The organism is Solibacillus sp. FSL W8-0372 (assembly GCF_037969735.1).
GTDB lineage: Bacteria > Bacillota > Bacilli > Bacillales_A > Planococcaceae > Solibacillus > Solibacillus faecavium.
On sequence record NZ_CP150204.1, the window covers coordinates 999,650 to 1,025,414 of the forward strand.

Consider the following 25,765-nt stretch of genomic DNA (forward strand, 5'->3'; position numbering starts at 1 on the left):
TTATTTGATAAATTAATTGAAATTTAGCCAAAATAGAGGTAAAAATTCCCCTTATTTAAGCTGAAGAACATGAAAGACGCTGATTTTTCAATGGATAACCGGAAAAACTACCCTTATTTACCTCTATATGATACTTATTTTGCAAATAACGGTTAAAACTCCGCTTATTTTAAACGAAACGTACATCCAATCCATCTCATATTGAAAAAAGCATTAAAAAGAAAGGGTTGAAACAATTGTCAAAACAGGAAGGAAGACAAAAATTCCTACTATTAATCCAACAACTTGAGTTGACTGATGATGTCTATATGTCCTTTTTTGAAAATGGTACACTCGAACGAGTAACCGTCCATAAAAAGAAACGAATTTGGCATTTTAAAATTAAAATAGAAAATATATTACCATTTCAAGTGTATCAGTTACTTCGCATGCGTTTAGCAGAGAAGTTTTCACATATAGCCAATGTCCTGTTAACAGTAGAATCCCACAACCCTGTAGTGAATGAGCAGCATATACTTGATTACTGGCAAGTGGCGATTGAACAAATGGGTGAAATGTCGCCTTTATTACGCGAAAACCTTATGAAGCAAACACCTCGGTGGACAGGTCATAAGCTTGTTGTGACATCGATGCTGGAAGTGGAATACTTATCATTAAAATCAAAGTATACGGATAAAATTGCAGAATCCTATAAAACATTTGGTTTTCCACATATTCCGTTAGAATTCCAACTTATTGAGGAATCGGATGAGTTCATCGCACAGCAGGAAGCATTCTACGAGCAACGTAAAGAAGAGGAAGAGCGTCTGTCCAAACAGGCAATGGCAGATTTTGCGGCACGTGAAAAAGAGAAGGCAAATAATCCAGGTGCTGCGATGCAAGGAGATACGCCATTCCAAATCGGTGCACTTATAAAAAATCCAGATCCAGTTGAAATCCGTACAGTATTGGAAGAGGAACGCTCCATTGTATTGGAAGGGTTTATATTTGCCTGTGAAGTGAAGGAACTGCGAAGTGGCCGTTCATTATTGGAACTCAAAATTTCCGACTACACCGATTCGCTACTCGTAAAAATGTTCTCAAACGGTGACGAAGATGTAGTTAAAATGAAGCAAATTAGTAAAGGTATGTGGGTTCGTGTACGCGGATCTATTCAACTTGATACATTTGCCCGTGACCTAGTAATGATGGTGAAGGATATTAATGAAATCAAGCATGAACCTCGTAAAGATCATGCCCCAGAAGGTGAAAAACGAGTAGAGCTTCATTTGCATACACCGATGAGCCAGATGGATGCCATGACATCCGTTGATAAATTAGTAGCCCAAGCAGCAAAATGGGGGCATCCCGCTGTTGCGGTAACCGACCATGCAGTCGTGCAGGCATTCCCGGACGCATATGCAGCAGGCAAGAAAAATGGCATAAAAGTGATTTACGGTGTGGAAGCAAACTTAGTGGATGACGGGAAACCAATTGTGTATGATCCGATTGATATTGATTTGGAAGAAGCTACGTACGTCGTATTTGACGTAGAGACTACAGGTTTTTCAAACGTATACGATACGATTATCGAGCTGGCAGCTGTTAAAATAAAAAACGGCCAAGTGATAGATACATTTGAACGGTTTTCAAATCCTCACCGCAAACTGACAGCAAAAATCATTGAACTTACCCATATTACCGATGATATGCTCGTTAATGCACCAGAGCTTAATGATGTCATACGCGAATTCCATGACTTTATTGGTGATGGGGTTGTCGTTGCCCACAATGCAGCGTTTGACTTAGGTTTCCTATATGTTGCCTATAAAAATGCTGGTATTGAAGTAAGGCACCCAGGTATCGATACGGTGGAGCTTTCCCGACTAGTAAACCCGGGGCAAAAATCGCATAGCTTAAAAACATTAACGAAAAAATATAATATTGAATTAACACAGCATCACAGGGCAATCTATGATACTGAAGCAACCGGTGAACTATTCCTTCATTTACTCAAACAGTCTGCCGATTTAGGTATTAAAAACCTGATTGAAATGAATGACCATGTCGGTGGAGAAGATGGATATAAGCAGGCTCGCCCAAGTCACTGCACTATACTTGCAGTAGATGATGCAGGCTTGAAAAATCTATTTAAATTAATTTCGATATCGCACACGCAAACATTTTACCGAGTACCACGTATTCGCCGTTCGGATTTGCAGCGGTTACGCCAAGGTTTAATCGTCGGTTCGGGCTGTTCGAATGGTGAGCTGTTTGAAACAATGATGAATAAAACACAGGAAGAAGCCGAACGTATTGCGAAATTTTATGATTACTTGGAAGTCATGCCTAAACCTGTATACTCTCCATTGGTTGATGGGGGAACGGTACATGATGAATGGGCGCTAGAAGATATTATTCGCCGTATCGTAAAACTTGGCAAAAAGCTGAACCTGCCTGTTGTTGCAACAGGAAACGTTCATTACTTGCATGAAACAGATGCAAAGTTCCGCCAAATTCTAGTCGGTTCAATGGGAGGAGCAAACCCACTAAATCGTAACCCTTTGCCAAAAGTCCATTTCCGTACGACGGATGAAATGTTGAAGGAATTCGACTTTTTAGGACCGGATTTAGCGAAAGAGGTTGTTGTAAAGAATACACAGCTTGTTGCCAATATGATTGGTGATGTAAAGCCGATTAAAGATGACTTGTATACACCGAAAATTGAAGGATCCGATGACGAAGTAACGAACTTGACATATGAAATGGCCCATTTGATTTATGGTGAAAATTTACCGGAAATTGTACAAGCCCGAATTGATAAGGAGTTAAAATCCATTTTAGGACATGGATTCGGCGTTATTTATTTAATATCGGCAAAGCTTGTAAAAAAATCGTTGGCAGACGGATACTTAGTAGGTTCACGTGGTTCGGTTGGATCGTCACTCGTCGCTACATTTATGGAAATTACCGAAGTAAATCCGTTGCCACCGCATTATGTTTGCCCTAAGTGTAAACATTCGGAGTTTATCGCAGATGGTTCAGTTGCATCCGGTTATGACTTACCGAACAAAGAATGTCCGGAGTGTGGGGCACAGTATAAAAAAGACGGTCAGGATATTCCGTTCGAAACGTTCTTAGGATTTAAGGGAGACAAAGTACCCGATATCGATTTGAACTTCTCCGGAGAATATCAGCCGCAAGCCCATAACTACACGAAAGTGCTTTTCGGTGAAGATTATGTATTCCGTGCTGGAACAATAGGAACAGTTGCGGAAAAGACAGCTTATGGCTATGTAAAAGGCTATGGAAGCGATAATGGTATCACGTACCGCAACGCCGAGGTGGACCGATTAGTTCAAGGATGTACGGGTGTAAAACGAACAACAGGACAACATCCAGGTGGAATCATTGTAGTACCGGATTATATGGATATATATGATTTCTCTCCAGTACAGTTCCCTGCAGATGCGCAGGATTCTGAATGGAAAACGACGCACTTTGACTTCCATTCAATTCATGATAATATTTTAAAACTCGATATACTCGGTCACGATGATCCGACTGTCATTCGTATGCTGCAGGACTTATCAGGAATTGATCCAAAAACAATTCCAACCGACGATCCAATTGTTATGAAAATTTTCAGTTCGACAGAGACGCTTGGTGTGACGGATAAACAAATAGGTGCCAAAACAGGTACACTAGGCATTCCTGAGTTTGGTACAAAATTTGTTCGTCAAATGCTCGAAGAAACAAAACCAACGACATTTAGTGAACTTGTTCAAATTTCCGGACTTTCTCACGGTACGGACGTTTGGTTAGGAAATGCAGCCGAGCTTATAAAAGACGGTACTTGTGTATTAAAAGAAGTAATTGGTTGTCGTGACGATATTATGGTGTATTTAATCTATCAGGATTTAGAGCCATCATTTGCCTTTAAAATTATGGAATCTGTACGTAAAGGAAAAGGCTTAACAGAAGAAATGGAAGCTGAAATGCGCGCGAAAAAAGTACCGGAATGGTATATCGATTCATGTAAAAAGATAAAATACATGTTCCCGAAAGCCCATGCCGCAGCCTACGTTTTAATGGCGGTACGTATCGCATGGTTTAAAGTTCACCATCCAATCCTTTACTACGCAGCCTACTTTACAGTGCGTGCATCTGATTTCGATCTAATTGCGATGACACAAGGTTCTGTTATGATTCGCAAAAAAATTGATGAGATTAATATGAAGGGTCTCGATGCAGCTCCGAAAGAAAAAAGTTTATTAACGGTTATGGAGATTGCACTTGAAATGTGTGAACGCGGGATGAGCTTCAAGAAAGTAGATTTATACCGTTCACATGCGAGTGAGTTTATAATTGAAGGAAATTCACTGATCCCACCATTTGATGCTATACCTGGACTAGGTACAAACGTAGCAAAACAAATCGTAGAAGCACGTAAAAACGGTGAATTCCTATCAAAAGAGGATTTACAGCAACGAGGCCGTGTATCGAAAACTTTAATTGAATACATGGATGAATTAGGCTGCCTTGAAGGTATGCCAGATGCAAATCAGCTTTCACTATTTTAAGAAGAAACTTTATTGTAGCCTACAGCAATAGGCAATATTTGCATTCAATAAGCCTTTATGCTATGCTAAAATCAATAATTTGTTGATAGTTCGCCAGCAAAAGAGTGGGTTTTCCCGCTCTTTTCTGTTGTTTACACAACTATTTTATCTTCATTCAGCAAGTGTTTTAAACACTTGCTGAATGAAGATAAACCACTGGCGAATATCACAGGTTTCAATTGATAAAATTCAATGAATACTCGTCTTTTGTTTAACAAATAACATCATGATTTTTAAGAGACAAAGACGCTAGGGAGGATACGATGAGCAAAGTTACGTCGATCATTGAAGAGCTAGTGACACCGATCGTGGAAGAGCTTGAATTAGAATTAGTTGATATCGAGTTCCTAAAAGAAGGACGCGACTGGTTCCTTCGTATTTACGTTGATACACCTGAGGGCGGCATTGATATTTTACAATGCGCACAAGTGAGTGAACGTTTAAGCGAGAAACTGGATGAAAACGATCCAATCGAGCAAAACTATTATTTAGAAGTTTCTTCACCAGGAGCCGAACGTCCATTAAAAAAACAACAGGACTTTGAAAAAGCAATCGGCAAATACATTTATGTAAAAACTTATGAGCCAGTTAAGGATTTAAAAGAATTCTATGGTTATTTACGCGCATATACAGATGAATATTTAGAACTTGAATTCCGTATTAAAACACGTAAAGTTACAGTACAAATTGAAAAAGAAAAAATTGCGCAGGCACGTCTTGCCATCGATTTTTCAGATAAGCAAATTTAGGAGTGAAAACAAAATGAGTAGTGAATTACTAGATGCCCTAACTGCCCTTGAAGAGCAGAAAGGTATTTCAAGAGATGTATTGATTGAAGCGATTGAGGCAGCTTTAGTAACTGCGTATAAACGTAATTTCAACCAAGCACAAAACGTACGTGTCGACCTTAACCTTGCAACAGGTTCAATGGTCGTTTATTCGCGTAAAGACGTAGTGGAAGAAGTAGAAGACGATCGCTTAGAAATCGCATTGGAAGATGCGAAGTTTATTAATGCAGCTTATGAAATTGGTGACATCGTAGAAGAAGAAGTAACACCACGTAACTTCGGGCGCATCGCAGCACAGACTGCAAAACAAGTTGTAACACAACGTGTACGTGAAGCAGAGCGCGGTTTAATTTATGAAGAGTATGTAGACCGTGAAGATGATATCGTAACTGGCGTAATTGAGCGTCAAGATGCACGTAATATTTACGTATCCATCGGTAAAGTAGAAGCGGCATTACCAGTAAACGAACAAATTCAAGGTGAAGTGTATAAGCCAACTTCGCGCATCCGTGTTTACATTACAAAAGTTGAGCGCACTACACGTGGTCCACAAGTAATCGTATCTCGTACTCATCCTGGATTACTGCGTCGTCTATTTGAAATGGAAGTTCCTGAAATTTATGATGGCACAGTTGAAATTAAATCAATTGCACGTGAAGCGGGAGACCGTTCAAAAATCTCTGTATATGCACATAATGAAGAAGTAGATCCTGTAGGCTCATGTGTTGGAGCAAAAGGTGCACGTGTGCAAACAATTGTAAACGAACTAAACGGTGAGAAAATTGATATCGTTGAATGGTCTGAAGATCCAGTCGTATTCGTTGCAAATGCATTAAGTCCTTCAAAAGTTTTAGACGTTCAAGTAAATGAAGAAGAAAAGTCAACAACAGTTGTTGTACCGGATTATCAACTATCTTTAGCAATCGGTAAACGCGGTCAAAATGCACGTTTAGCTGCAAAGTTAACTGGTTGGAAAATCGACATTAAGAGTGAAACTGATGCCCGTGAATTAGGAATCTATCCTTCTGAAACGAGCACATTTATACCACATGAAGATAAAGAAGATGTACAATTTGATTTATATGGTGACGATGAAGAGTAACCATCTGTTGGAATGATTTTGCAAGGAGGGTGAGCAAAATGGTCGTTAATAAAAAAATTCCTTTACGTAAATGTGTCGCAACAGGTGAGATGCTTCCAAAAAAGTCAATGATTCGTGTCGTTCGTTCCAAAGAAGGCGAAGTAACAGTTGACATTACAGGAAAAAAATCCGGTCGTGGAGCATATGTTTCTAAAACGGAGCAAGCGGTGGAAATCGCACGTAAAAAGAATATTTTAGATCGCCAGCTTGATGCAAAAGTGCCGGCTGAAGTGTATGAGGAATTGCTGACACTAATCCGCAGGGAGTCGATTTTATGACAAACCCTGCATTGCTGCAGCTATTAGGCTTAGCGGCACGTGCTCGAAAAACAATCTCTGGAGAAGAGCTTGTCATAAGGGAAATTCGTAATGGCAAAGCTAAACTAGTATTTTTAGCATCAGATGCTTCAGCGAATACAAGTAAAAAAATTCAAGATAAATGTACGTTTTATAACGTTGAGTATTATGTTTTCGGAGATCGATATGATCTTGGACATGCTACCGGGAAGGAAGCCCGTGTAGCGATTGCTATTACAGATAGCGGATTTGCTAAAAAAATGTCTAGTCTACTCAACGAAAATTAATCGGGGGTGAGCAGATGAGCAAAGTAAGAGTTCATGAATATGCGAAAAAGGTAAATAAAACAAGTAAGGAAGTTATTGAGAAGCTTGCAAGTTTCAATCTGCCGGTGAAAAATCACATGGCGGTAATTGATGACCAGGCGGTATCAAAACTAAATTCTGTCTTTAAGCAAGCAGCAGAACCAACGAAAGATTCTCCTGCAAGACCATCTGTCAAAGCTGTAAATGCATCGCCAAAACCTGGTGAGCAAGGACAGAGAAAATCACAACAGAATCTAAAGCAGGATCGTCCACAATCTGCTTCAACTAACCAACAACCGAACAAGCAAAGAAACGCCCAAGGGCAAACGAGATCGCAACAACCGAACAAATCAACAAATACCCAAGGGCAATCAAGACCGCAACAATCAAACAGACCTACAAATGCCCAAGGGCAAACATCATCGCAACAAGGCGAAAAACAAAGAAATGAAAAAGGTAACCAAAATCGAAATATGACTCAAAATAATAATAACAACCGCAAAGGCGGCACAAACCAAAATAATAGTAATAATAAAGGCGGTAACACGCAGAATAAGGGTGGCTACCAACAACGTAGAAAGCCAGGAATTAATGGTGGTAAACGTCGTACGCATCGCCCAGCACCGCAGCCAATGGTACAAAAAGAATTACCGGAAAAAATTACGTTCTACGAAAGCTTGTCAGTTGCAGAACTTGCAAAAAAATTACACCGTGAGCCATCGGAAATTATCAAAAAATTATTCATGCTTGGTGTAATGGCGACAATTAACCAAGAGTTAGACAAAGATGCGATTGAGCTTATTTGTGCTGACTACGGTGTAGAAGTAGAAGAAGAAATCCGTATCGACAAAACAGATTTAGATACGTACTTCGATGATACAATCGTAGAAGTGGATGAAAATGCTCTAGAAGAGCGTCCACCAGTTGTAACAATCATGGGTCACGTTGACCACGGTAAAACAACGTTACTTGACTCAATTCGTAACACAAAAGTAACTGCTGGCGAAGCAGGTGGTATCACACAACATATCGGTGCTTACCAAGTTACTGAAAACGGCAAAAAAATCACGTTCTTAGATACACCAGGACACGCAGCCTTCACAACTATGCGTGCGCGTGGAGCATCTATCACAGATATCGCTATTATTGTTGTAGCAGCTGATGACGGTGTAATGCCTCAAACAGTTGAAGCAATTAACCATGCGAAAGCAGCTGAAGTACCAATTATCGTAGCTGTAAACAAAATGGATAAACCATCGGCAAATCCTGATCGCGTTCAGCAAGAATTAACTGAGCACGGTTTAGTTCCTGAAGCATGGGGTGGAGACACAGTGTTCGTTCCACTTTCAGCTCTTAAAGGTGAAGGAATCGATGAATTATTAGAAATGATTCTTTTAACTGCAGAGGTTGGCGAATTAAAAGCAAACCCAACTCGTGCTGCTATCGGTTCAGTAATCGAAGCACAATTAGATAAAGGGCGCGGTGCTGTTGCAACTTTATTAGTTCAAGATGGTACATTACGTGTTGGTGACCCAATCGTAGTTGGTCATGCATATGGTCGTGTACGTGCAATGGTAAACGATTTAGGCCGTCGCATTAAAACTGCTGGTCCATCTACACCAGTAGAAATTACAGGTCTAAATGAAGTACCACAAGCAGGTGACCGTTTCGTAGTATTCCAAGACGAAAAAACTGCTCGTCAAGTTGGGGAATCACGTTCAATGACAGCGATTCAAGCACAACGTTCTGAAAAGCAACGTGTAACACTTGATAACTTATTTGAACAAATGAGCCAAGGCGAAATGAAAGAGTTAAACTTAATCGTAAAAGCAGACGTACAAGGTACAGTGGAAGCAATGGCTTCTTCATTAATGAAAATTGATGTTGAAGGTGTTAACGTAAAAATCATCCACACAGGTGCGGGTGCTATTACAGAATCAGATATTTCACTTGCTGCTGCATCAAACGCTATCGTTATCGGATTCAACGTACGTCCAGATACGAATGCTAAGCGTGCTGCGGATGAAGAAGGTGTAGATATTCGTCAACACCGTATCATCTATAAAGTAATCGAAGAAATCGAACATGCGATGAAAGGGATGCTTGATCCTGAATTCGAAGAAAAAATCGTTGGTCAAGCGGAAGTTCGTCAAACTATTAAAGTTTCTAAAGTCGGTACAATTGCCGGTTCATACGTTATTGAAGGTAAAATGGTACGCGATGCGGGTGTACGTGTAATCCGTGAAAACGTTGTTGTTTTTGAAGGCGAATTAGATTCATTAAAACGCTTTAAAGATGATGCAAAAGAAGTAGCAAAAGGCTATGAGTGTGGTATCACAATTAAAAACTACAACGACATTAAAGAAGGCGACATTATTGAAGCCTTCGTAATGGAAGAGATTGTTCGTAAATAATGATTGTGTATGCAGAGATTGAATTCATCATTCAGACTGCCCACTCATTAAAAGAAAAGCGTGCTGTTCTACAACGAATGGTAATGCGGACGAAACAAAAGTTCAATGTTTCCGTTGCTGAAATTGACCATCAAGATGTATGGCAGCGTACGAGGTTAGCACTTGTTTCAGTGGCTTCTTCAAAAGAAGCGGCTGAACGCGAGCTAATGCGTGCAGTACACTTTTTACAGTCAAATCCACAATGGGAACAGCTGGATTTTTATCGTGAATATTTATAAAATCCACATCTAGTGGAAACTAAAACATCAATTACGCAAGTTAAATGAGGTGACATTTATGTCTCTACGTTCTAATCGAGTTGGCGAGCAAATGAAAAAGGAAATTACTGAAATCATTGCACGCAAAATCAAAGACCCACGCGTAGGTTTCGTTACAGTTACAGATGTAGCCGTAACAGGTGACTTACAGCAAGCAACTGTTTATATTACATCGTTAGGTAATGACCGCGAACGTGCGGAAACATTGCAAGCTTTAGAAAAAGCATCTGGTTTTATCCGTTCGGAAGTTGGTTCACGTATTCGTTTACGCCGTACGCCTGAACTAGCATTCGAATTCGATACAGCAATCGAATACGGCAATAAAATTGATGCATTACTACGTGGCTTACACGAAGATAAATAATACAAAGAAGTCTGCACTGCATAACTATGCAGGCAGACTTTTTTCGTAATACGAAAGTATATTGGATGAAATAGACGGAGAAATTTCGCTTATTTGGAAAATCGAGTGAAAAAAGGTCAAAATAGCGGTAGAAATTCCGGTTATTAATTAAAATAATAACTAAAAACATGATTTTTCAATGAATAAGCGGAAAACATACCTTTATTTTTCCTAAAATGAAGGGTAGTCAGTAAATTAAACGGAAACTCTCCGCTTATTTTAAAACTGATTAAATACGTCAAAACTTATTTATAATAATGAACCAATTAATATTACCCGCATGAAGCACGTACAAGGTGGATTGCCAACAAAGGAGCAAAACAATGAACGGTATTTTGCCATTATGGAAAGAGCGCGGTATGACAAGTCATGACTGTGTGTTCAAGCTAAGAAAAATATTGAAGACAAAAAAGGTAGGACATACCGGGACACTGGATCCAGGTGTTGAAGGTGTTTTACCAATTTGCATAGGCCAGGCAACAAGAATTGCAGAATATTTAACTGATGCAGGCAAAACATATGAAGCGGTCGTTTCAATCGGACGTACGACTACAACAGAAGATGCAGAAGGGGAAACTGTCGAACAAAACAGCGATATTAAATCCTTCTCACGTGCTGATATTTTACAGGCACTCACATCTTTAACAGGCGTAATCGAACAAACACCCCCAATGTTCTCAGCTGTAAAAGTAAATGGGAAAAAACTTTATGAATATGCTCGGGCAGGTCAAACGGTAGAGCGCCCAACACGTAAAATTACGATTTATGAGTTGGAATTATTAGATGATGCACAAAAGTTCGAGGGAGAAGAAGTAACATTTTCAATCCGTATTAAGTGTTCAAAAGGCACGTATATCCGTACATTAGCTGTACAAATTGGGGAAGCGCTAGGCTATCCTGCACATATGCATGAGCTTGTCCGAACAGCTTCCGGCACATTTACGAAAGACAATTGCTTCACCTTAGCACAAATTGCAGAAATGATGGAAGCAGGGGAACAGGAGAAATTTTTACTGCCTGTAGAATATGCCTTGTCAGATTATCCTTATATTGAAGTTACGGCTGATATTGAGAAGCAAATTTTCAATGGACAAGTACTTCCAATGCATGCATTATTAAAAGAACATGATAAAATTGTGTATGGTGTAGAGGGAAGAGCATTTGCGGTTTACATCGCCCACCCGACTAAACAAGGGCAAATGAAGCCGGATAAAATGTTCCCCGAAATTAATTAGGAGGCATATGATGAACGTTATTCATTTAAAATACCCCCATCAATTAGCACAAAAAGTTAAAGATCAGCCATATTCATTGGCAATTGGTTTTTTTGACGGGGTACATAAAGGTCATAAAGCGGTGATTGAATCTGCAATACAAAAAGCAGAAGAACTAAATATTAAAAGTGCTGTTATGACATTTGATCCGCATCCATCAATCGTATTAGGTGGACGCAATGAAAAAGTGTTTTATATTACACCACTTTCACAAAAATTAGATACGCTGGAAAAACTGAATGTCGATACTGTATTTGTTGTGAATTTTACATCAGACTTTGCGAAGTTAACTCCTGAACAATTTATCGAGTATTTTATTATTGATTTGAACGTCCAGCATGTGACAGCAGGCTTTGATTTTTCATTTGGTGCGTTTGGCAAAGGGAATATGGAGCTAATGGCACAATTGTCTAACGGCCATTACGGTGTAACAGTGATTGATAAGCTTTCAGATATTGAAGAAAAAATCAGTTCAACACGTATCCGAAAAGCTTTACAGGATGGTGAGATGGAGCAAGTTCGTAATCTATTAGGTCGTGCATTTGAAGTGCCTGGTATTGTTGTTCATGGGGACAAGCGAGGACGTACGATGGGATTCCCGACAGCAAACGTACAGGCAATGGAAGGATGTTACATACCAGCTACAGGTGTTTACGCAGTAAAAATTTTAGTGCAAAACGAGTGGTATAATGGTGTATGCAACGTTGGCTATAAACCGACTTTCCACAATCCGGACGAAAAGCGACTATCCATCGAAGTGCATATTTTGGATTTTGATAAAAATATATACGGTGAAGAGGTAATTGTCGGCTGGTATAAACGAATTCGCAGTGAGCGTAAATTCAACGGAATTGAAGCTTTAATTGAGCAAATCGAAATGGATAAACAACAAGCAATCGCCTATTTTGAAGAACTGCGCTAAATAGTTGCACACATATAAAGAACTATGGTACTATTCATAAGTACGAAACTCTCGTATGAACCTTAGCTCGGCTTTCACGCAACTCCAGCGATTGCTGTGCTATTGGGGATATTTAATTTATTAGGAGGTCATTTTAAAATGGCAATTACACAACAACGTAAAAACGAAATTATCGCTGAGTACCGCGTGCACGAAACAGATACTGGTTCTCCAGAAGTACAAGTAGCTGTATTAACTGCAGAAATCAACGCTTTAAACGCTCACTTAGCTACTCACAAGAAAGATTTCCACTCTCAACGTGGTCTTCTTAAAATGGTAGGTAAACGTCGTCATTTATTAAAATATTTACGTGAAAACGATGTAGCTCGTTACCGTGAATTAATTACTAAACTTGGATTACGTCGCTAATCTGACAATATAAAAAGCGGGATTTTTCCCGCTTTTTATTATGTTTTGAAATCAGTCAGCTTTCCAGAATAATGGTGCGATGTTTAACTTCTTTGAGCAGGTGTAAAAACGCCTGTTGAAAGAAGTTAAACCATTGCTGGAAGGTTTAAAATAATGATTAAATTTATATAAATTTAATCAAAAAATTTAGCATAGAAAACGCTTTTTTGATACACTTACTATGGTACATAAAATGATACGTAGAGTGTTTCAATAAGAAAGGGGTTCAATTAATGAACGAAAAAAAAGTCTTTTCGTATGAATGGGCAGGTCGTCCACTCGTAGTAGAAGTAGGTCAGTTAGCAAAACAAGCAAATGGGGCGGCAATGGTACGCTACGGCGAAACAGCAGTGTTAGCTACAGCAACAATGTCTAAACACCCAAAGCCATTAGATTTCTTCCCGTTAACAGTTAACTTTGAAGAACGTCTATACGCAGCAGGAAAAATTCCAGGTGGTTTCATTAAACGTGAAGGACGTCCATCAGAAGCGGCAGTATTAACTTCTCGCTTAATCGACCGTCCAATCCGTCCAATGTTTCCAGATGGTTTCCGTAATGAAGTACAATCAATTTTAATGGTTATGTCAAATGATTCAGATTGCCCGGCAGATGTAGCGGCAATGTTCGGTTCTTCATTATCATTAGCTATTTCGGATATTCCTTTCGATGGACCGATCGCTGGTGTTCATGTAGGCTATATCGACGGTGAATTCGTTGTGAATCCAACAGTAGAACAAGCAGCAAAATCGACTGTTCACTTAACAGTAGCAGGTAACAAAGATGCGATTAACATGGTAGAAGCAGGTGCTTTAGAAGTATCTGAAGACATCATGCTTGAAGCAATTATGTTCGGTCACGATGAAATCAAAAAATTAATCGCTTTCCAAGAGCAAATTATTGCTGAAGTTGGTAAAGAAAAATTAGAAGTTACATTATATGAATTAGATGCAGACTTAACAGCAGCGATCAAAGCTGAATGTGAAGCTGATATGAATACAGCAATCCAAACAGTAGACAAGCAATTACGTGAAGAAAATATTACAGCTGTAAAAACACGTATTATTGAATCATATGAAGCTCAAGAAGCTGATGATGAGACGATGAAGCAAGTGAAAGCTATTTTAGATAAAATGGTAAAAGATGAAGTGCGTCGTTTAATTACAGAAGACAAAGTTCGTCCGGATGGTCGTAAACAAGATGAGATCCGTCCACTATCTTCTGAAGTAGATTTATTGCCACGTGCACACGGTTCTGCATTATTCACTCGTGGACAAACTCAGGCATTATCAATTTGTACATTAGGTGCTTTAGGCGATGTGCAAATTATTGATGGTTTAGGTATTGAAGAGTCAAAACGCTGGATGCACCATTACAACTTCCCACAATTCTCAGTTGGGGAAACTGGTCGTTACGGTAGCCCAGGTCGTCGTGAAATCGGTCACGGTGCATTAGGTGAGCGTGCGATTTTAGCAGTAATGCCATCGGAAGAGGAATTCCCATATGCAATCCGTTGTGTATCGGAAGTATTAGAATCAAATGGTTCTACTTCTCAAGCATCAATTTGTGCTTCTACAATGGCACTTATGGCTGCAGGTGTTCCAATTAAAGCACCAGTTGCAGGTATTGCAATGGGTCTTGTTAAAAAAGGCGAGCACTATACAGTATTATCAGATATCCAAGGTATGGAAGACCACCTTGGCGATATGGACTTTAAAGTGGCAGGTACAGCTAAAGGTGTAACAGCACTTCAAATGGACATTAAAATTGATGGTCTGTCTCGTGATATTTTAGAAGAAGCATTAACTCAAGCGAAAATTGGTCGTTTACACATTTTAGATCATATGATGTCAACGATTTCTGATTCTCGTACTTCATTATCACAATACGCACCAAAAATTGTTTCAATCAAAATTAACCCTGACAAAATCCGCGATGTAATCGGACCGGGTGGTAAAGTAATCAATAAAATTATTGATGAAACAGGCGTTAAAATTGATACAGAACAAGATGGTACAATTTACATCGCTTCAGCAGATGAAGCAATGATTAACCGTGCAAAAGAAATGATCGAATCAATCGTACGTGAAGCTAAAGTAGGCGAGTACTACTTATCAACAGTAAAACGTATTGAAAAATTCGGTGCATTCTGTGAAATCTTCCCAGGTAAAGACGGCTTACTGCACATTTCGGAAATTCAAGAAGAACGTACGAAAGATGTAGAAGACGTATTAAAACTTGGCGATGAATTACTTGTGAAGTGTATCGAAATCGACAAGCAAGGTCGCGTAAACTTATCACGCAAAGTCGTTATCAAAGAAGAAAAAGAGCGCGCAGAAAAAGCGTAATTTTCAACAATATAAAAAGGGAGGTTGTACACTATGTACAGCCTCTTTTTTAAATAAGAAATAAGAGCCGAATTAAAGGAGAAATTTATGGTACAAGTAATTAAAGCAAAAAACGGCGTGCGCATTGTAACAGAGCAAATGCCGCATGTCCGTTCATTATCTGTCGGAATTTGGGTCAACGCAGGCTCACGCTATGAAACGAAAGAAGAAAACGGGATTACCCATTTTATTGAGCATATGCTATTTAAAGGAACAAAAAACCGAACAGCTCGTCAAATCGCAGAAGAATTTGACCGGATTGGCGGGGAGATTAATGCCTTCACGTCAAAGGAGCATACGTGCTATTATGCAAAAGTGCTGGACCATCATGGTGAGCTGGCGGTTGATATTTTAGCGGATATGTTTTTTAATTCATTATTTACGCAGGAAGATATCGAGCGGGAACGACAAGTAGTGCTTGAAGAAATATATATGAGCGAAGATGATCCGGCTGATGATGTACATGAGAAATTATGGGGTGTCATGTTCCCAGGGGATGCTTTAGGGAGACCAATTTTAGGGACACCTGAAACATTGGCGACTTTTAATGAAAAGATGATTCGTGACTATATGGCGAAACATTACGGTCCTCAAAATGTTGTCATTTCAATAGCTGGTAATATCGAAAAAGATTTATTGGAAAAGGTGGAAGCTTTGTTTGGAAACTATGAAGCTAGCGCGGAATCGATTGTTTCTAAGCCTTCTTATCCAACATTTATACCAGGTGAAATTGAAAAGTTTAGAGATACAGAACAAGCACATATCGCCATTTCATTCCCAGCGATTTCTGTAAAAGACCCGAAAATGTACAGCTTTATTGCACTGAATAATATTATCGGTGGCAATATGAGTTCACGCCTGTTCCAGGAAGTACGGGAAGAACGCGGACTAGCATATTCCGTATTCAGCTATCAGTCGAGTTATGAGGATGTTGGAACATTTACAATTTACGCTTCAGCTTCCAAACAAAATTTGGATGCGCTCAAGCAGCAAATCGACCAAACTTTATTTGATCTCGTAACAGGCGGGATAACGGAAGTGGAACTGGATAATGCAAAGGAGCAACTAAAAGGCGGTTTTGTATTAGGTCTTGAAGGAACAGAAGACTTTATGAACCGTAATGGGGTTAATGAGCTTATTCATCAAAACCATCGTACTGTTGATGAAGTGTTGGCAAAAATTGATGCGATTTCAATGGAAACAATTGATGAGCTCATTACACAAATTTTATTAACCGAGCCTGCCATTGCTATTATTGGACCGGAAAACGAATAACAAAAGGACAGCGCGGCTAACATTTAGCAAGCGCTGTCCTTTTAAAATTCTGCTGTCATAAATTTTGTTACGGCTGTTTTATAGTGCTTATAGTAAACAATTAATCCAACAATCGGCAAGATAGTTGCCCCTAATAGTTTGATGTCCATAATACTAAGTATGAGCATTATAAGGAGATGAATAAAGGTAAATAGCAAAAAATAACCGAAGATGGACCACAATGAAATACTTCTCGTACCCTTTGACGGATTGCTTAAATAGTTTTTCAGCAGTGAGCCAATAGAAGCAATCCCTGCAGTAAAGAAGATGACGAGAAATGATAATTCAAAGGCTCCTATTTCATTGTCCATATACAAAACAGTTTGATAAATTCCAATAGGGATTAAAATGACAAGTATCTGAATTAAACTGAATATAAATAAACTTTTCACAAAGTCTTTCGGTGCGATTGGCATTACCCTCATCTGTTTTATAAAATGGTTTTCGAGTAAATAGCTAATACCGAATACCGGTGTCAAAGTTAAAAAATATAAAGTTAGAAACCCTAAATTAATTTCTTTTAAAATTATCCACTGAGTGGCTAAAAGTCCTAAAATGAATATCAAAGCAGTAATGAATAGCTTTCTTGATAAATAAAAGTGCATCTTCAGCAATGAAATCATGTAATATCCCTCCTCTGTTCGCGAACATAAGTAATCCTAGCTGCAATGATAATAAGTACGAGTGAACTAAAGAATAATAGTATGCTGTGAAATGTAGAAAGCCTAACAATCAAGGAAATTAACTGTGTAAAAGCTATCGGGATAAAAAACATGGAAAGGTTAACGTAATAACCATATTTGATACGGCGTAACAGCAGGAAAATACTAATTATTAAAAGACTGATAACAATACTTAATAAAATTTGCTTGGCAGATGGAAGTATAAGCTGCTGCTCTAGTAAAGTTTGAAAAATCGTAGTTACTACCATTGTATAAAGGATATAGTACAAGGTGTACCGGCCGATAAAAGAAATATCCACAAAGAAAAATGTCTTTTTGGAAATAGGAAAAAGACTTGTCATGATGAGCTGTCTTTCACGCAGATCCAAATAAAGTGAACAAAGTACGGATATAGTGATGGATAGTATAAATAAGGAAGCTAGCTCAGCACGTTCAAAAAGTAAAGGAAGAGCAAAAAATGATGCCACAAGTGGTGTAAACAAAATCCAAGCGGACAGCTCCTGTTGATAATAACGAAAAAGCATTTGTCTCATCTTTTTCGCCCCTTTACGAAAAACAGCATGAGGTCATCAATCGTCGGTTTTTGCAGTTCAATAACAGGGTTTACAAATTCACGCATGACTAAATACTCGACTCCAAATACATAATCCCGTTTACCGACAATCGAATGATTTGGGATTACTTTCGCTTCTTCAAGTGATCCTTTCCAAATCCCGTAGCCGTACAGCAAGTCGTCTTTGTTTTCACTAAACAGTATTTCGCCTTCATGAATAAACGTAATCGTATCCGCAATTTTCTCTAAATCGGTTGTAATATGCGAAGAAAACAGTATCGCATGATCTTCCTGTTCCATAAAACTTTGCAGCATACTCAGCACTTCATCACGTACAATCGGATCAAGTCCGCTCGTAGGTTCATCCAACAGCAAAAGTTTCGGGCGATGTGCCAATGCCAACGCAAGGGCGAGCTTCATTTTCGTTCCTTTAGACATCGTTTTAGTTTTGTCGTACTTTGGTACATCGAGTTGCTCTAGTAAATCATAAAAATAAGAACGGTCCCAAGTAGGGTATACATGGCCGTAAAGCACATCGAGATCTTTTGTGGTAAAGTTTTCGGGCACATGTAGTTCATCAAACACAACACCGATTTGAGACTTCAACTCCACTTCATGCGCAACATGATCCTTTCCGAACAAGAGAATATCGCCTTCGATTTTTTTCAGTAAATTTAATATGATTTTTATTGTCGTTGATTTTCCCGCGCCATTTTGCCCGATAAAGCCTGCAATTGTCCCGCTTTCAACAGTAAATGAAATATTATTTAACCGGAAATTCTTGAATTGCTTCGATACATTTTTTATTTCAATTGCATTCATCATCATTCCTCCAATAGTAAATCGAGTAAGTCATGCAGCTCCTGTTTTTGCACATTTGCCGTTCTTGCAATAGATACTGCTTTTGTAAAATGAATTTCAATGTGACGGATCAGCTCTTCCCGCAGAAAGTCCTGATTTCGCTCGGATACATAGCTTCCTTTGCCGGCAATTGTTTCAATAAAGCCGTCCCGCTCCAAATCCGCATACGCCCGCTTTGTCGTCATGACACTAATTTTTAGCTCTTTCGCAAGGGCCCTTATTGATGGAAGAGCATCTCCTGTAACAAGCGCACCTGTTAAAATAGCTTGCTTTAATTGATCGGTAATTTGTTCATAAATAGGTTTGTCGCTATTATTACTTAATTTGATTATCACTGTGATCACCACCTAACATAAAACTGTATATGTACAGTATATACAGTTGTCCTGTAAATGTCTACTTAAAGTTTTGAAAATTTTGGATGTGATGAAATAAGGGAAGATTTTTCGCTTATTTTCAAAATGACGGGTGTTTTAGGGGAAATAAGGGAACAAATTTCCGTTATCCTTCGAAAAATTAATTTTTTTCATTGATATTCACTCAATAACGGAAATTTCTACCGCTATTTCAGTTGTTTTTAATGAGATTTATCGAATAAGGGAAATTCTTACCTTTATTTTTACTAAGCAATACCTAGAAAATCTTTCGTTACTGCATTTCAACTTAATATGATGAACCATTTCACTTCTAACTGACTTGATGCATATAGTAATGGTAGGCTCTTACAAGAGGAGGGATACAATGCTTTTATCAGAGCTCGCTGAGAAAGAATTGATCGAAATGGAAAACGGGGTTCGATATGGCTTTTTAGCAGAGACCGAATGTATTTTCGATGCGAAGACAGGGAAAATTACAGGCTTTGAAATGCCGCCACAAATGGTGAAAATGCCATTTCAAAAGAAAAAGCCAGGTATGGTGAAGTATATTCCTTGGGAAGAAATTATTTTGATTGGCGAAGATCGAGTATTATTTCAAAAAACAACATCATCTTTAAAGCATGCAAATGATGAATGAACGTTGGCTCATAATTGGAACCGATGAACGAATGCGGTTTTTAGCAAAGCAATTATCTACAAATGATCGTACCGTTTATTACAAAAACACGGCTGTATGGGATGAAGCGTTAAACAAAGTAGCGTTAGAGTTACACCCGACAGAAATTGTGCTGCCTATTCATCCTTTAACGATTCAGGTAGATGAACTATTAGGGATACGTCAAGCGCAGTTCTTTGCAGGAAAACTTAATGACGAGTGGAAGCAACTTCTTCAGGAGAAGCGGATTCATTATTATTTAACAGATGAAACATTTATTTGGAAAAATGCAGCGCTTACTGCAGAAAGCTTTTTAGCTCATTTATATCAAGGGAAAGTGAATGTGCAGTATAAAACATTCATTATCACTGGATTTGGACGCGTAGCAAAAATGCTTGCATTGTTTTTGACTCGTTTAAATGCGAAAGTCATTATCGCAGTAAGATCCGACCATCAAAAAGCTGAGGCGCTTGCATATGGTTACAAAGGTATAGAACTTAAGGAAGGAAACAGTGTGGATGCTGATTTCCTTATTAATACGATTCCAACAGATTGGCTAACAAAAAACTACGCATCATGGACTACACGTCCAATTTACGATCTTGCTTCAAGTCCAGGGTGTCTGAATGATGTGAAATTATCTCAATATGAATTATTACCAGGATTACCCGGCAAATACTTTCCGCAAGCTGCGGCAAGGTTGTTAACAGAAACAATACTAGAATTACGAAAGGAGGATACAAGTGCTTGAAGGAAAACGCATTGGTTTAGGGATAACAGCATCACATTGTACGTATGAAGATGTTGTGCCAAAAATTTCCCAGTTTCGGGAAGCTGGTGCAACAGTAGTACCGATTATTACTCCTTCTGTATTACATGCTGCAACACGATTCGGAACAGGTGAAGAGTGGATTGCAAAAATAGAAGAACAGGCGGGAGAAAAGGTTGTCAGTTCAATAGCAGAGGCAGAGCCGTTTGGACCTAAAAACCCATTGGATTGTATGGTGATTGCACCAATGACAGGCAATTCAATTAGTAAATTTGCCAATGCTGCTACAGACAGTGCAGTATTAATGGCTGCAAAGGCGACATTGCGCAATGGCTCACCTGTTGTACTTGGTATTTCGACGAATGATGCACTTGGTTTAAATGGTATGAATTTAATGAAACTAATGAATGCAAAAAACATCTTCTTTATTCCATTCGGTCAAGATGATCCAATTAATAAACCTACATCACTTATAGCAGATTTCACAAAAATGCTCGATACTGTAGCATATACGCTCGCTCATAAAAAACAGATCCAGCCAATATTTATACAATATTTTAAATAATCAAAATTCCTAACACAATTCAAATAATATATGTTACAATATCCAACATTATATACATACCGATATTTTTAGGAGAGATGAGACATGTTGAAAAAGTTAAATGTTGCGGTAGTAGGAGCAACTGGAGCAGTTGGTACAAAAATGATGGAGAAATTAGTAGAGCGTAAATTTCCGATTGCATCTATTAAATTTTTAGCTTCTGCTCGTTCTGCAGGTAATAAAATAGAATTCAACGGTGAGACTTATACAATAGAAGAAGCAAAACCTGAAAGCTTTGAAGGTATTGATATTGCATTATTTTCAGCAGGTGGCGCTGTTTCGGAGGCTTTGGCACCCGAAGCAGCAAAACGTGGCGCAATTGTAATTGATAATACGAGCCACTTCCGTATGGATCCGGAAGTACCGCTTGTAGTACCAGAAGTAAACCGTCATGCATTAAAAACGATTCCTAAAGGGATTATAGCAAACCCAAACTGTTCAACAATTCAAATGGTCGCAGCATTGCAGCCAATCCGTGAAAAGTTTGGTTTAACAAAAATTGTTGTATCGACATATCAGGCTGTATCAGGTTCAGGTATTGCAGCGATTGATGAATTGCGTGATCAAAGCGCACAATGGGACGCAGGCAAAAACGTGGAAGCAAAAGTTCTTCCTGTAAAATCGGATAAAAAACATTTTCCAATCGCACGTAATGTCATTCCGCAAATTGATAAGTTTACGGACAATGGCTTTACATATGAAGAAATGAAAATGATTAACGAAACGAAAAAGATTATGGAAGCACCTGAATTAAAAGTTGCTGCTACTTGTGTCCGTGTACCGGTCGTATCAGGTCACTCGGAATCAGTGTATATCGAGCTTGCCGAAGAAGCGACAGTACAGCAAATTTTCGACGTATTAAAAGATGCACCAGGAATCGTGTTACAGGATGATATAACACAGCAAGTTTATCCGATGCCAATATTTGCAGAAAACGAGGAGCCGACATTCGTTGGACGTATTCGCCAAGATTTGGACAATAAAAAAGGATTCCACTTATGGATTGTGTCAGATAATTTACTAAAAGGTGCTGCACTCAACTCTATTCAAATCGCAGAGGCTATGCTAGAGGATAACTTACTATAAGGGGAGGATTTAGTAATGGATTTTGGACGAATTGGTACAGCGATGATTACACCGTTTAAAAAGGACGGCACGATTAATTATCCTGAACTAGAACGAATTATTAACCATTTGATTGATAATGGAACAGATTCGATTATCGCTTGTGGAACAACTTCAGAAAACCCAACGATGTCAACGGAGGAAAAAATTGAGGTCGTTCGTTTTACTGTGGAAAAAGTAGCGGGACGTGTGCCGGTTATTGCAGGTACAGGGGATAACGAAACTGCCTATTCAATTATGATGACACATAAAGCTGAAGAAAATGGCGCAAATGGTATTATGCTTGTTACACCATATTATAATAAGCCAAACCAGCGCGGTATGTATGCCCACTTTGAAACGATTGCCAAAGAAACTTCATTGCCGGTAATGCTATATAATGTACCAGGTCGAACAGGTGCAAATATTTTAGCGGAAACGACAATCGCTTTAAGCAAGGATGTACCGAATATTACTTGCATTAAAGAAGCGAGCGGCAATTTGGATCAAATGGGTGATATTATTGAAAATGTTAATTCAGACTTCCTTGTATACTCGGGAGATGACGGGTTGACGTTACCATTACTTGCAATCGGCGGTCGAGGCATCATTTCGGTTGCTTCACATGTAGTCGGAAAAGATATGCAGCAAATGGTTCGTGCTTTTGAAGAAGGACGCCATCAGGAAGCTGCCCAAATTCACCGTGCTTTACTACCACTAGTCCGTGCATTATTTGCACAGCCTAATCCATCACCAATTAAATATGCGATGACAAAATTAGGCTTTGATACATTAGATGTTCGTATGCCAATGATGGAAATGCTGCCTGAAGAAAAAGCAGCATTTGATGACATTTGGAATACGTATCAGGCAAAAGCAGAACAGTTCCGTGCTCTACAAACAAACTAATAAGTAAACAACCACTACTTTTAAAGAGGTAGTGGTTGCAGACTGTAGACAAACTCGAAGAAATTCGGGATTGCCTACAGTCTTTTTTATTAAAATAAAGTTAACTAATGAAAACCGTTGATTTCCATTCCGGGACCGATGCTTTCCCCGGGCACGGCTCCAGCTAACTAAATTGTGCCTACAACGGCAGGCACAATTTAGTGGATCTTCCGCGCTTGCCGTTCCCGTTGGAGTCACGGTCCCTCCACTCCAATCAACTTATCCATCGCTTTAAATAAAGTGAGATAGGATATCTGCGATGACTAGTAATCAATTCAAATCAATGAACATGAACAACTTATACCTGCTAAGCATCTAGTAAAAATTTTTAATAAAAACAGACTAAGATATAAATAGAAATTTCTTTTTATAAGGGAAATACTCTTATTAAGAAATTGATATTATATGAATTGATTGGAGTGAAGGGGCGACTCCTGGGGGAACAGCAAAATTTATTTTGCGACGAGTAACCGCAGGAGCACCGACGCCTGAGACTACAGGCTCAGGCCGTGCCCCCGGAAAGCGTCCCCGTAAAGGAAATCAATAAGTCATATAAATCGATTTGAACGCGTGATATGTTATATTGTAAACAACAAACTCTTTAGGCGCTGTAGTGGTTTAGCTTTTACATATTTTTCATAAAAAAGATAAAATCACTTTTTTATTTGTACTAACGACATTCTCACCGTATAATGAAGTTTAAGTGGTTGCTGTTCGGAACAATTTAGGAGGAAATAAAGTGACAAAAACAAAAAATGAACTAATCCGTGTCATTCCATTAGGTGGAGTTGGCGAAATCGGAAAATCAATGTATGTAATAGAAATCGATGAAGAGCTATTCGTAGTAGACAGCGGGCTCATGTTCCCAGAGGACGAAATGCTGGGTATTGATATAGTTATTCCAGATATTACTTATTTAGAGGAAAACAAAGATCGCGTAAAAGGAATTTTCCTTACGCACGGACATGAAGATGCAATTGGGTCGATTGCGTATGTACTAAAAAAAGTAAAGGCGCCTGTATACGGGTCTAAATTAACGATTGCACTAGCAAAAGAACATTTAAAAGAATTGCCGGCACCATATCAGGTGAAATTCTTTGAAGTATCAAGCAATAGCCGTATGAATTTTAATTCAACGTATGTGACATTCTTCCATACAACACATAGTATTCCGGATTCTTTAGGTATTGTGTTCCATACTTCTGAAGGGGCAATCGTTCATACTGGTGAATTTAAATTTGACCAATCGGCAACAGGCAAGTTTAAGCCGGATTTAGCAAAAATGGCGATGCTTGGAGAAGAAGGCGTCTTTATGCTTTTATCGGAGTCTATTGAAGCAGAACGTCCAGGCTATACTACAAGTGAAGCGGTTGTGGCAGAAGAATTGCAAAAAACTTTCCACTCGGCACCAGGCAGAATTATCGTAGCACTTTATGCTTCGAATTTCATACGTATTCAGCAGGTGTTTAGACAAGCAGCTTCATCATACCGAAAAGTTGCAGTAGTCGGAAAATCTTTGGAGAAAATTGTCGATATCGGCGTTAACTTAGGCTATTTGGAAGTGGACGAAGACATCATTGTGCCAGTAAATGAAATCCATAAATACCAAGATGACGAAATTATTGTGATGGCAACAGGCAATAAAGGCGAGCCACTTGATGCACTAGATAAAATTGTCCGTAAACATCACCGTGATATTAAAATCAAAAATACAGATACAGTATTAATTACATTTACACCGTCACCAAGCATGGAAGTGCAAATGTACAACACGATGAATCAACTTGCAAAAGCAGGGGCAAATGTTATGACATCGAATAAGAAAGTACATGTTTCGGGTCACGGCAGTGCGGAAGATTTAAAATTAATGCTTAACTTTATGAAGCCTAAATACTTTGTGCCAATTCAAGGGGAGTACCGTATGCTAATTGCGCACTCTAAGCTGGCGCAACAAGTAGGTTTACAAAAGTCACAAATTTTCATCGCTGATAAAGGCGATATTATCGAATACAAAAACGGTAAAATGCGCATGACAGGCCGTGTACAAGCAGGAAATGTTCTGATTGACGGAATTGGAGTAGGCGATGTAGGAAATATCGTATTACGTGATCGTAAGTTACTTTCTCAAGATGGAATTTTTATCGTCGTTGTGACACTGAACCGTGCACAGAAGAAAATTGCATCAGGTCCGGAAATTTTATCACGTGGTTTTGTTTATGTGCGTGAGTCTGAGCAGTTAATGGAAGAAGCGGCTGACATGGCACGTGAAGTAATTGAAAAATACGTGGGCAAAGAAACGTTTGAATGGACGAATATTAAACAGGAAATACGAGATACATTAAATCAATACTTATTCCAAAAAACAAAGCGTCGTCCGATGATCATTCCAATTATTATGGAATATTAATTTTTAAAATAATTATAAATCCACTTCAACTATTAAAGTAGATGATTGGAATGAAGGGGAGGCGACTCCAGCGGGAAAAGCACGATGCCTGAGACTACAGGCTCAGGCCGTGCCCGCGGAAAGGGTCCGACCCGTAATGGAAATCATCCCTATATGATAAGGATGAACCATAGGAATAAACAAAAAAGGGTTTTCTTA

23 protein-coding genes are annotated in these 25,765 nt (G+C 38.9%); 19 read left to right on the forward strand and 4 right to left on the reverse strand.

Annotated elements, in window-relative coordinates; genetic code table 11:
- The first annotated feature begins 236 nt into the window (after positions 1–236).
- The 13 genes from MKY13_RS04815 to MKY13_RS04875 all read left to right on the forward strand — a co-directional run bounded on the left by MKY13_RS04815 (position 237) and on the right by MKY13_RS04875 (position 16,567).
- The gene (locus MKY13_RS04815) at positions 237–4,562 is read left to right on the forward strand and encodes a PolC-type DNA polymerase III (RefSeq protein ID WP_339215527.1); all 4,326 of its coding nucleotides are present in this window, start codon (positions 237–239) and stop codon (positions 4,560–4,562) included.
- Between the two features lie 302 nt (positions 4,563–4,864).
- Positions 4,865–5,350 (forward strand): ribosome maturation factor RimP, encoded by a 486-nt coding sequence (gene rimP / locus MKY13_RS04820; protein ID WP_191698373.1) that lies wholly within the window; start codon positions 4,865–4,867, stop codon positions 5,348–5,350.
- 13 nt (positions 5,351–5,363) lie between these two features.
- Positions 5,364–6,491: a transcription termination factor NusA gene (gene nusA, locus MKY13_RS04825; protein ID WP_191698372.1), complete on the forward strand. Its 1,128-nt coding sequence runs from the start codon at positions 5,364–5,366 to the stop codon at positions 6,489–6,491.
- 38 nt (positions 6,492–6,529) lie between these two features.
- Positions 6,530–6,808, forward strand: coding sequence for a YlxR family protein (locus MKY13_RS04830; RefSeq protein WP_339215528.1), 279 nt, complete (start codon positions 6,530–6,532; stop codon positions 6,806–6,808).
- Positions 6,805–7,113 (forward strand): YlxQ family RNA-binding protein, encoded by a 309-nt coding sequence (locus MKY13_RS04835; protein ID WP_191698370.1) that lies wholly within the window; start codon positions 6,805–6,807, stop codon positions 7,111–7,113. Before MKY13_RS04830 ends, MKY13_RS04835 begins: the two co-directional genes overlap by 4 nt.
- A 14-nt stretch (positions 7,114–7,127) precedes the next feature.
- Complete coding sequence (gene infB, locus MKY13_RS04840; protein ID WP_339215530.1) at positions 7,128–9,545, forward strand: translation initiation factor IF-2; 2,418 nt, start codon at positions 7,128–7,130, stop codon at positions 9,543–9,545.
- The gene (locus MKY13_RS04845; RefSeq protein ID WP_191698368.1) at positions 9,545–9,823 is read left to right on the forward strand and encodes a DUF503 domain-containing protein; all 279 of its coding nucleotides are present in this window, start codon (positions 9,545–9,547) and stop codon (positions 9,821–9,823) included. Before infB ends, MKY13_RS04845 begins: the two co-directional genes overlap by 1 nt.
- Positions 9,824–9,881: 58 nt before the next feature.
- Positions 9,882–10,226 carry a 30S ribosome-binding factor RbfA gene (gene rbfA, locus MKY13_RS04850; RefSeq protein ID WP_191698367.1) on the forward strand — a complete coding sequence of 115 codons (345 nt, stop codon included), beginning with the start codon at positions 9,882–9,884 and terminating at the stop codon, positions 10,224–10,226.
- A 362-nt stretch (positions 10,227–10,588) separates the two neighbouring features.
- Positions 10,589–11,500, forward strand: a complete 912-nt coding sequence (gene truB, locus MKY13_RS04855; protein WP_339215533.1) for a tRNA pseudouridine(55) synthase TruB — start codon at positions 10,589–10,591, stop codon at positions 11,498–11,500.
- A 10-nt stretch (positions 11,501–11,510) separates the two neighbouring features.
- Positions 11,511–12,461: a riboflavin biosynthesis protein RibF gene (gene ribF, locus MKY13_RS04860; RefSeq protein WP_191698365.1), complete on the forward strand. Its 951-nt coding sequence runs from the start codon at positions 11,511–11,513 to the stop codon at positions 12,459–12,461.
- A gap of 138 nt (positions 12,462–12,599) precedes the next feature.
- Positions 12,600–12,869, forward strand: a complete 270-nt coding sequence (rpsO, locus tag MKY13_RS04865; protein WP_191698364.1) for a 30S ribosomal protein S15 — start codon at positions 12,600–12,602, stop codon at positions 12,867–12,869.
- Positions 12,870–13,141: 272 nt separating this feature from the next.
- Complete coding sequence (gene pnp / locus MKY13_RS04870) at positions 13,142–15,253, forward strand: polyribonucleotide nucleotidyltransferase (protein ID WP_191698363.1); 2,112 nt, start codon at positions 13,142–13,144, stop codon at positions 15,251–15,253.
- Positions 15,254–15,340: 87 nt separating this feature from the next.
- Entirely contained in the window at positions 15,341–16,567 is a 1,227-nt protein-coding gene (locus MKY13_RS04875) for a pitrilysin family protein (protein WP_339215535.1), read from the forward strand.
- Positions 16,568–16,608: 41 nt separating this feature from the next.
- Here the strand turns inward: MKY13_RS04875 and MKY13_RS04880 are convergent, their stop codons facing one another.
- Genes MKY13_RS04880 through MKY13_RS04895 form a run of 4 tightly spaced genes read right to left on the reverse strand, consistent with a single transcriptional unit; the run spans position 16,609 to position 19,038 of the window.
- Positions 16,609–17,229, reverse strand: a complete 621-nt coding sequence (locus MKY13_RS04880) for a hypothetical protein (protein WP_191698361.1) — start codon at positions 17,227–17,229, stop codon at positions 16,609–16,611.
- A complete protein-coding gene (locus MKY13_RS04885; protein WP_339215537.1) occupies positions 17,226–17,822 on the reverse strand; it encodes an ATPase in 597 nt (198 codons plus the stop codon). The genes MKY13_RS04880 and MKY13_RS04885 overlap by 4 nt, the downstream gene beginning before the upstream one ends.
- Positions 17,819–18,664, reverse strand: coding sequence for an ABC transporter ATP-binding protein (locus MKY13_RS04890; RefSeq protein WP_339215539.1), 846 nt, complete (start codon positions 18,662–18,664; stop codon positions 17,819–17,821). The genes MKY13_RS04885 and MKY13_RS04890 overlap by 4 nt, the downstream gene beginning before the upstream one ends.
- A gap of 2 nt (positions 18,665–18,666) precedes the next feature.
- Positions 18,667–19,038 (reverse strand): GntR family transcriptional regulator, encoded by a 372-nt coding sequence (locus MKY13_RS04895; protein ID WP_339215542.1) that lies wholly within the window; start codon positions 19,036–19,038, stop codon positions 18,667–18,669.
- Positions 19,039–19,444: 406 nt separating this feature from the next.
- Between MKY13_RS04895 and MKY13_RS04900 the strand changes: the two genes are divergently transcribed.
- The 6 genes from MKY13_RS04900 to MKY13_RS04925 all read left to right on the forward strand — a co-directional run bounded on the left by MKY13_RS04900 (position 19,445) and on the right by MKY13_RS04925 (position 25,567).
- Positions 19,445–19,717, forward strand: coding sequence for a YlmC/YmxH family sporulation protein (locus tag MKY13_RS04900; RefSeq protein WP_191698357.1), 273 nt, complete (start codon positions 19,445–19,447; stop codon positions 19,715–19,717).
- Entirely contained in the window at positions 19,707–20,486 is a 780-nt protein-coding gene (locus MKY13_RS04905; RefSeq protein WP_339215545.1) for a dipicolinate synthase subunit A, read from the forward strand. The genes MKY13_RS04900 and MKY13_RS04905 overlap by 11 nt, the downstream gene beginning before the upstream one ends.
- A complete protein-coding gene (locus MKY13_RS04910; protein ID WP_191698355.1) occupies positions 20,479–21,069 on the forward strand; it encodes a dipicolinate synthase subunit B in 591 nt (196 codons plus the stop codon). The genes MKY13_RS04905 and MKY13_RS04910 overlap by 8 nt, the downstream gene beginning before the upstream one ends.
- A gap of 84 nt (positions 21,070–21,153) precedes the next feature.
- Positions 21,154–22,194 carry an aspartate-semialdehyde dehydrogenase gene (locus MKY13_RS04915; protein WP_339215547.1) on the forward strand — a complete coding sequence of 347 codons (1,041 nt, stop codon included), beginning with the start codon at positions 21,154–21,156 and terminating at the stop codon, positions 22,192–22,194.
- A 15-nt stretch (positions 22,195–22,209) separates the two neighbouring features.
- Positions 22,210–23,121 (forward strand): 4-hydroxy-tetrahydrodipicolinate synthase, encoded by a 912-nt coding sequence (gene dapA / locus MKY13_RS04920; protein WP_339215549.1) that lies wholly within the window; start codon positions 22,210–22,212, stop codon positions 23,119–23,121.
- A 778-nt stretch (positions 23,122–23,899) separates the two neighbouring features.
- On the forward strand, positions 23,900–25,567 hold the full coding sequence (locus tag MKY13_RS04925; RefSeq protein WP_339215551.1) for a ribonuclease J: 1,668 nt from the start codon (positions 23,900–23,902) through the stop codon (positions 25,565–25,567).
- Positions 25,568–25,765: the final 198 nt, after the last annotated feature.

Bases quoted from the DNA above. Each gene is read 5' to 3' on its own strand.
- MKY13_RS04835 (WP_191698370.1), top strand. From the start codon at position 6,805: ATGACAAACCCTGCATTGCTGCAGCTATTAGGCTTAGCGGCACGTGCT.
- infB (WP_339215530.1), top strand. From the start codon at position 7,128: ATGAGCAAAGTAAGAGTTCATGAATATGCGAAAAAGGTAAATAAAACA.
- MKY13_RS04900 (WP_191698357.1), top strand. From the start codon at position 19,445: ATGCTTTTATCAGAGCTCGCTGAGAAAGAATTGATCGAAATGGAAAAC.
- dapA (WP_339215549.1), top strand. From the start codon at position 22,210: ATGGATTTTGGACGAATTGGTACAGCGATGATTACACCGTTTAAAAAG.
- rpsO (WP_191698364.1), top strand. From the start codon at position 12,600: ATGGCAATTACACAACAACGTAAAAACGAAATTATCGCTGAGTACCGC.
- MKY13_RS04875 (WP_339215535.1), top strand. From the start codon at position 15,341: ATGGTACAAGTAATTAAAGCAAAAAACGGCGTGCGCATTGTAACAGAG.
- MKY13_RS04905 (WP_339215545.1), top strand. From the start codon at position 19,707: ATGATGAATGAACGTTGGCTCATAATTGGAACCGATGAACGAATGCGG.
- rbfA (WP_191698367.1), top strand. From the start codon at position 9,882: ATGTCTCTACGTTCTAATCGAGTTGGCGAGCAAATGAAAAAGGAAATT.
- ribF (WP_191698365.1), top strand. From the start codon at position 11,511: ATGAACGTTATTCATTTAAAATACCCCCATCAATTAGCACAAAAAGTT.
- MKY13_RS04915 (WP_339215547.1), top strand. From the start codon at position 21,154: ATGTTGAAAAAGTTAAATGTTGCGGTAGTAGGAGCAACTGGAGCAGTT.
- pnp (WP_191698363.1), top strand. From the start codon at position 13,142: ATGAACGAAAAAAAAGTCTTTTCGTATGAATGGGCAGGTCGTCCACTC.
- MKY13_RS04880 (WP_191698361.1), bottom strand. From the start codon at position 17,229: ATGATTTCATTGCTGAAGATGCACTTTTATTTATCAAGAAAGCTATTC.
- MKY13_RS04845 (WP_191698368.1), top strand. From the start codon at position 9,545: ATGATTGTGTATGCAGAGATTGAATTCATCATTCAGACTGCCCACTCA.
- nusA (WP_191698372.1), top strand. From the start codon at position 5,364: ATGAGTAGTGAATTACTAGATGCCCTAACTGCCCTTGAAGAGCAGAAA.
- rimP (WP_191698373.1), top strand. From the start codon at position 4,865: ATGAGCAAAGTTACGTCGATCATTGAAGAGCTAGTGACACCGATCGTG.
- MKY13_RS04885 (WP_339215537.1), bottom strand. From the start codon at position 17,822: ATGAGACAAATGCTTTTTCGTTATTATCAACAGGAGCTGTCCGCTTGG.
- truB (WP_339215533.1), top strand. From the start codon at position 10,589: ATGAACGGTATTTTGCCATTATGGAAAGAGCGCGGTATGACAAGTCAT.
- MKY13_RS04890 (WP_339215539.1), bottom strand. From the start codon at position 18,664: ATGAATGCAATTGAAATAAAAAATGTATCGAAGCAATTCAAGAATTTC.
- MKY13_RS04830 (WP_339215528.1), top strand. From the start codon at position 6,530: ATGGTCGTTAATAAAAAAATTCCTTTACGTAAATGTGTCGCAACAGGT.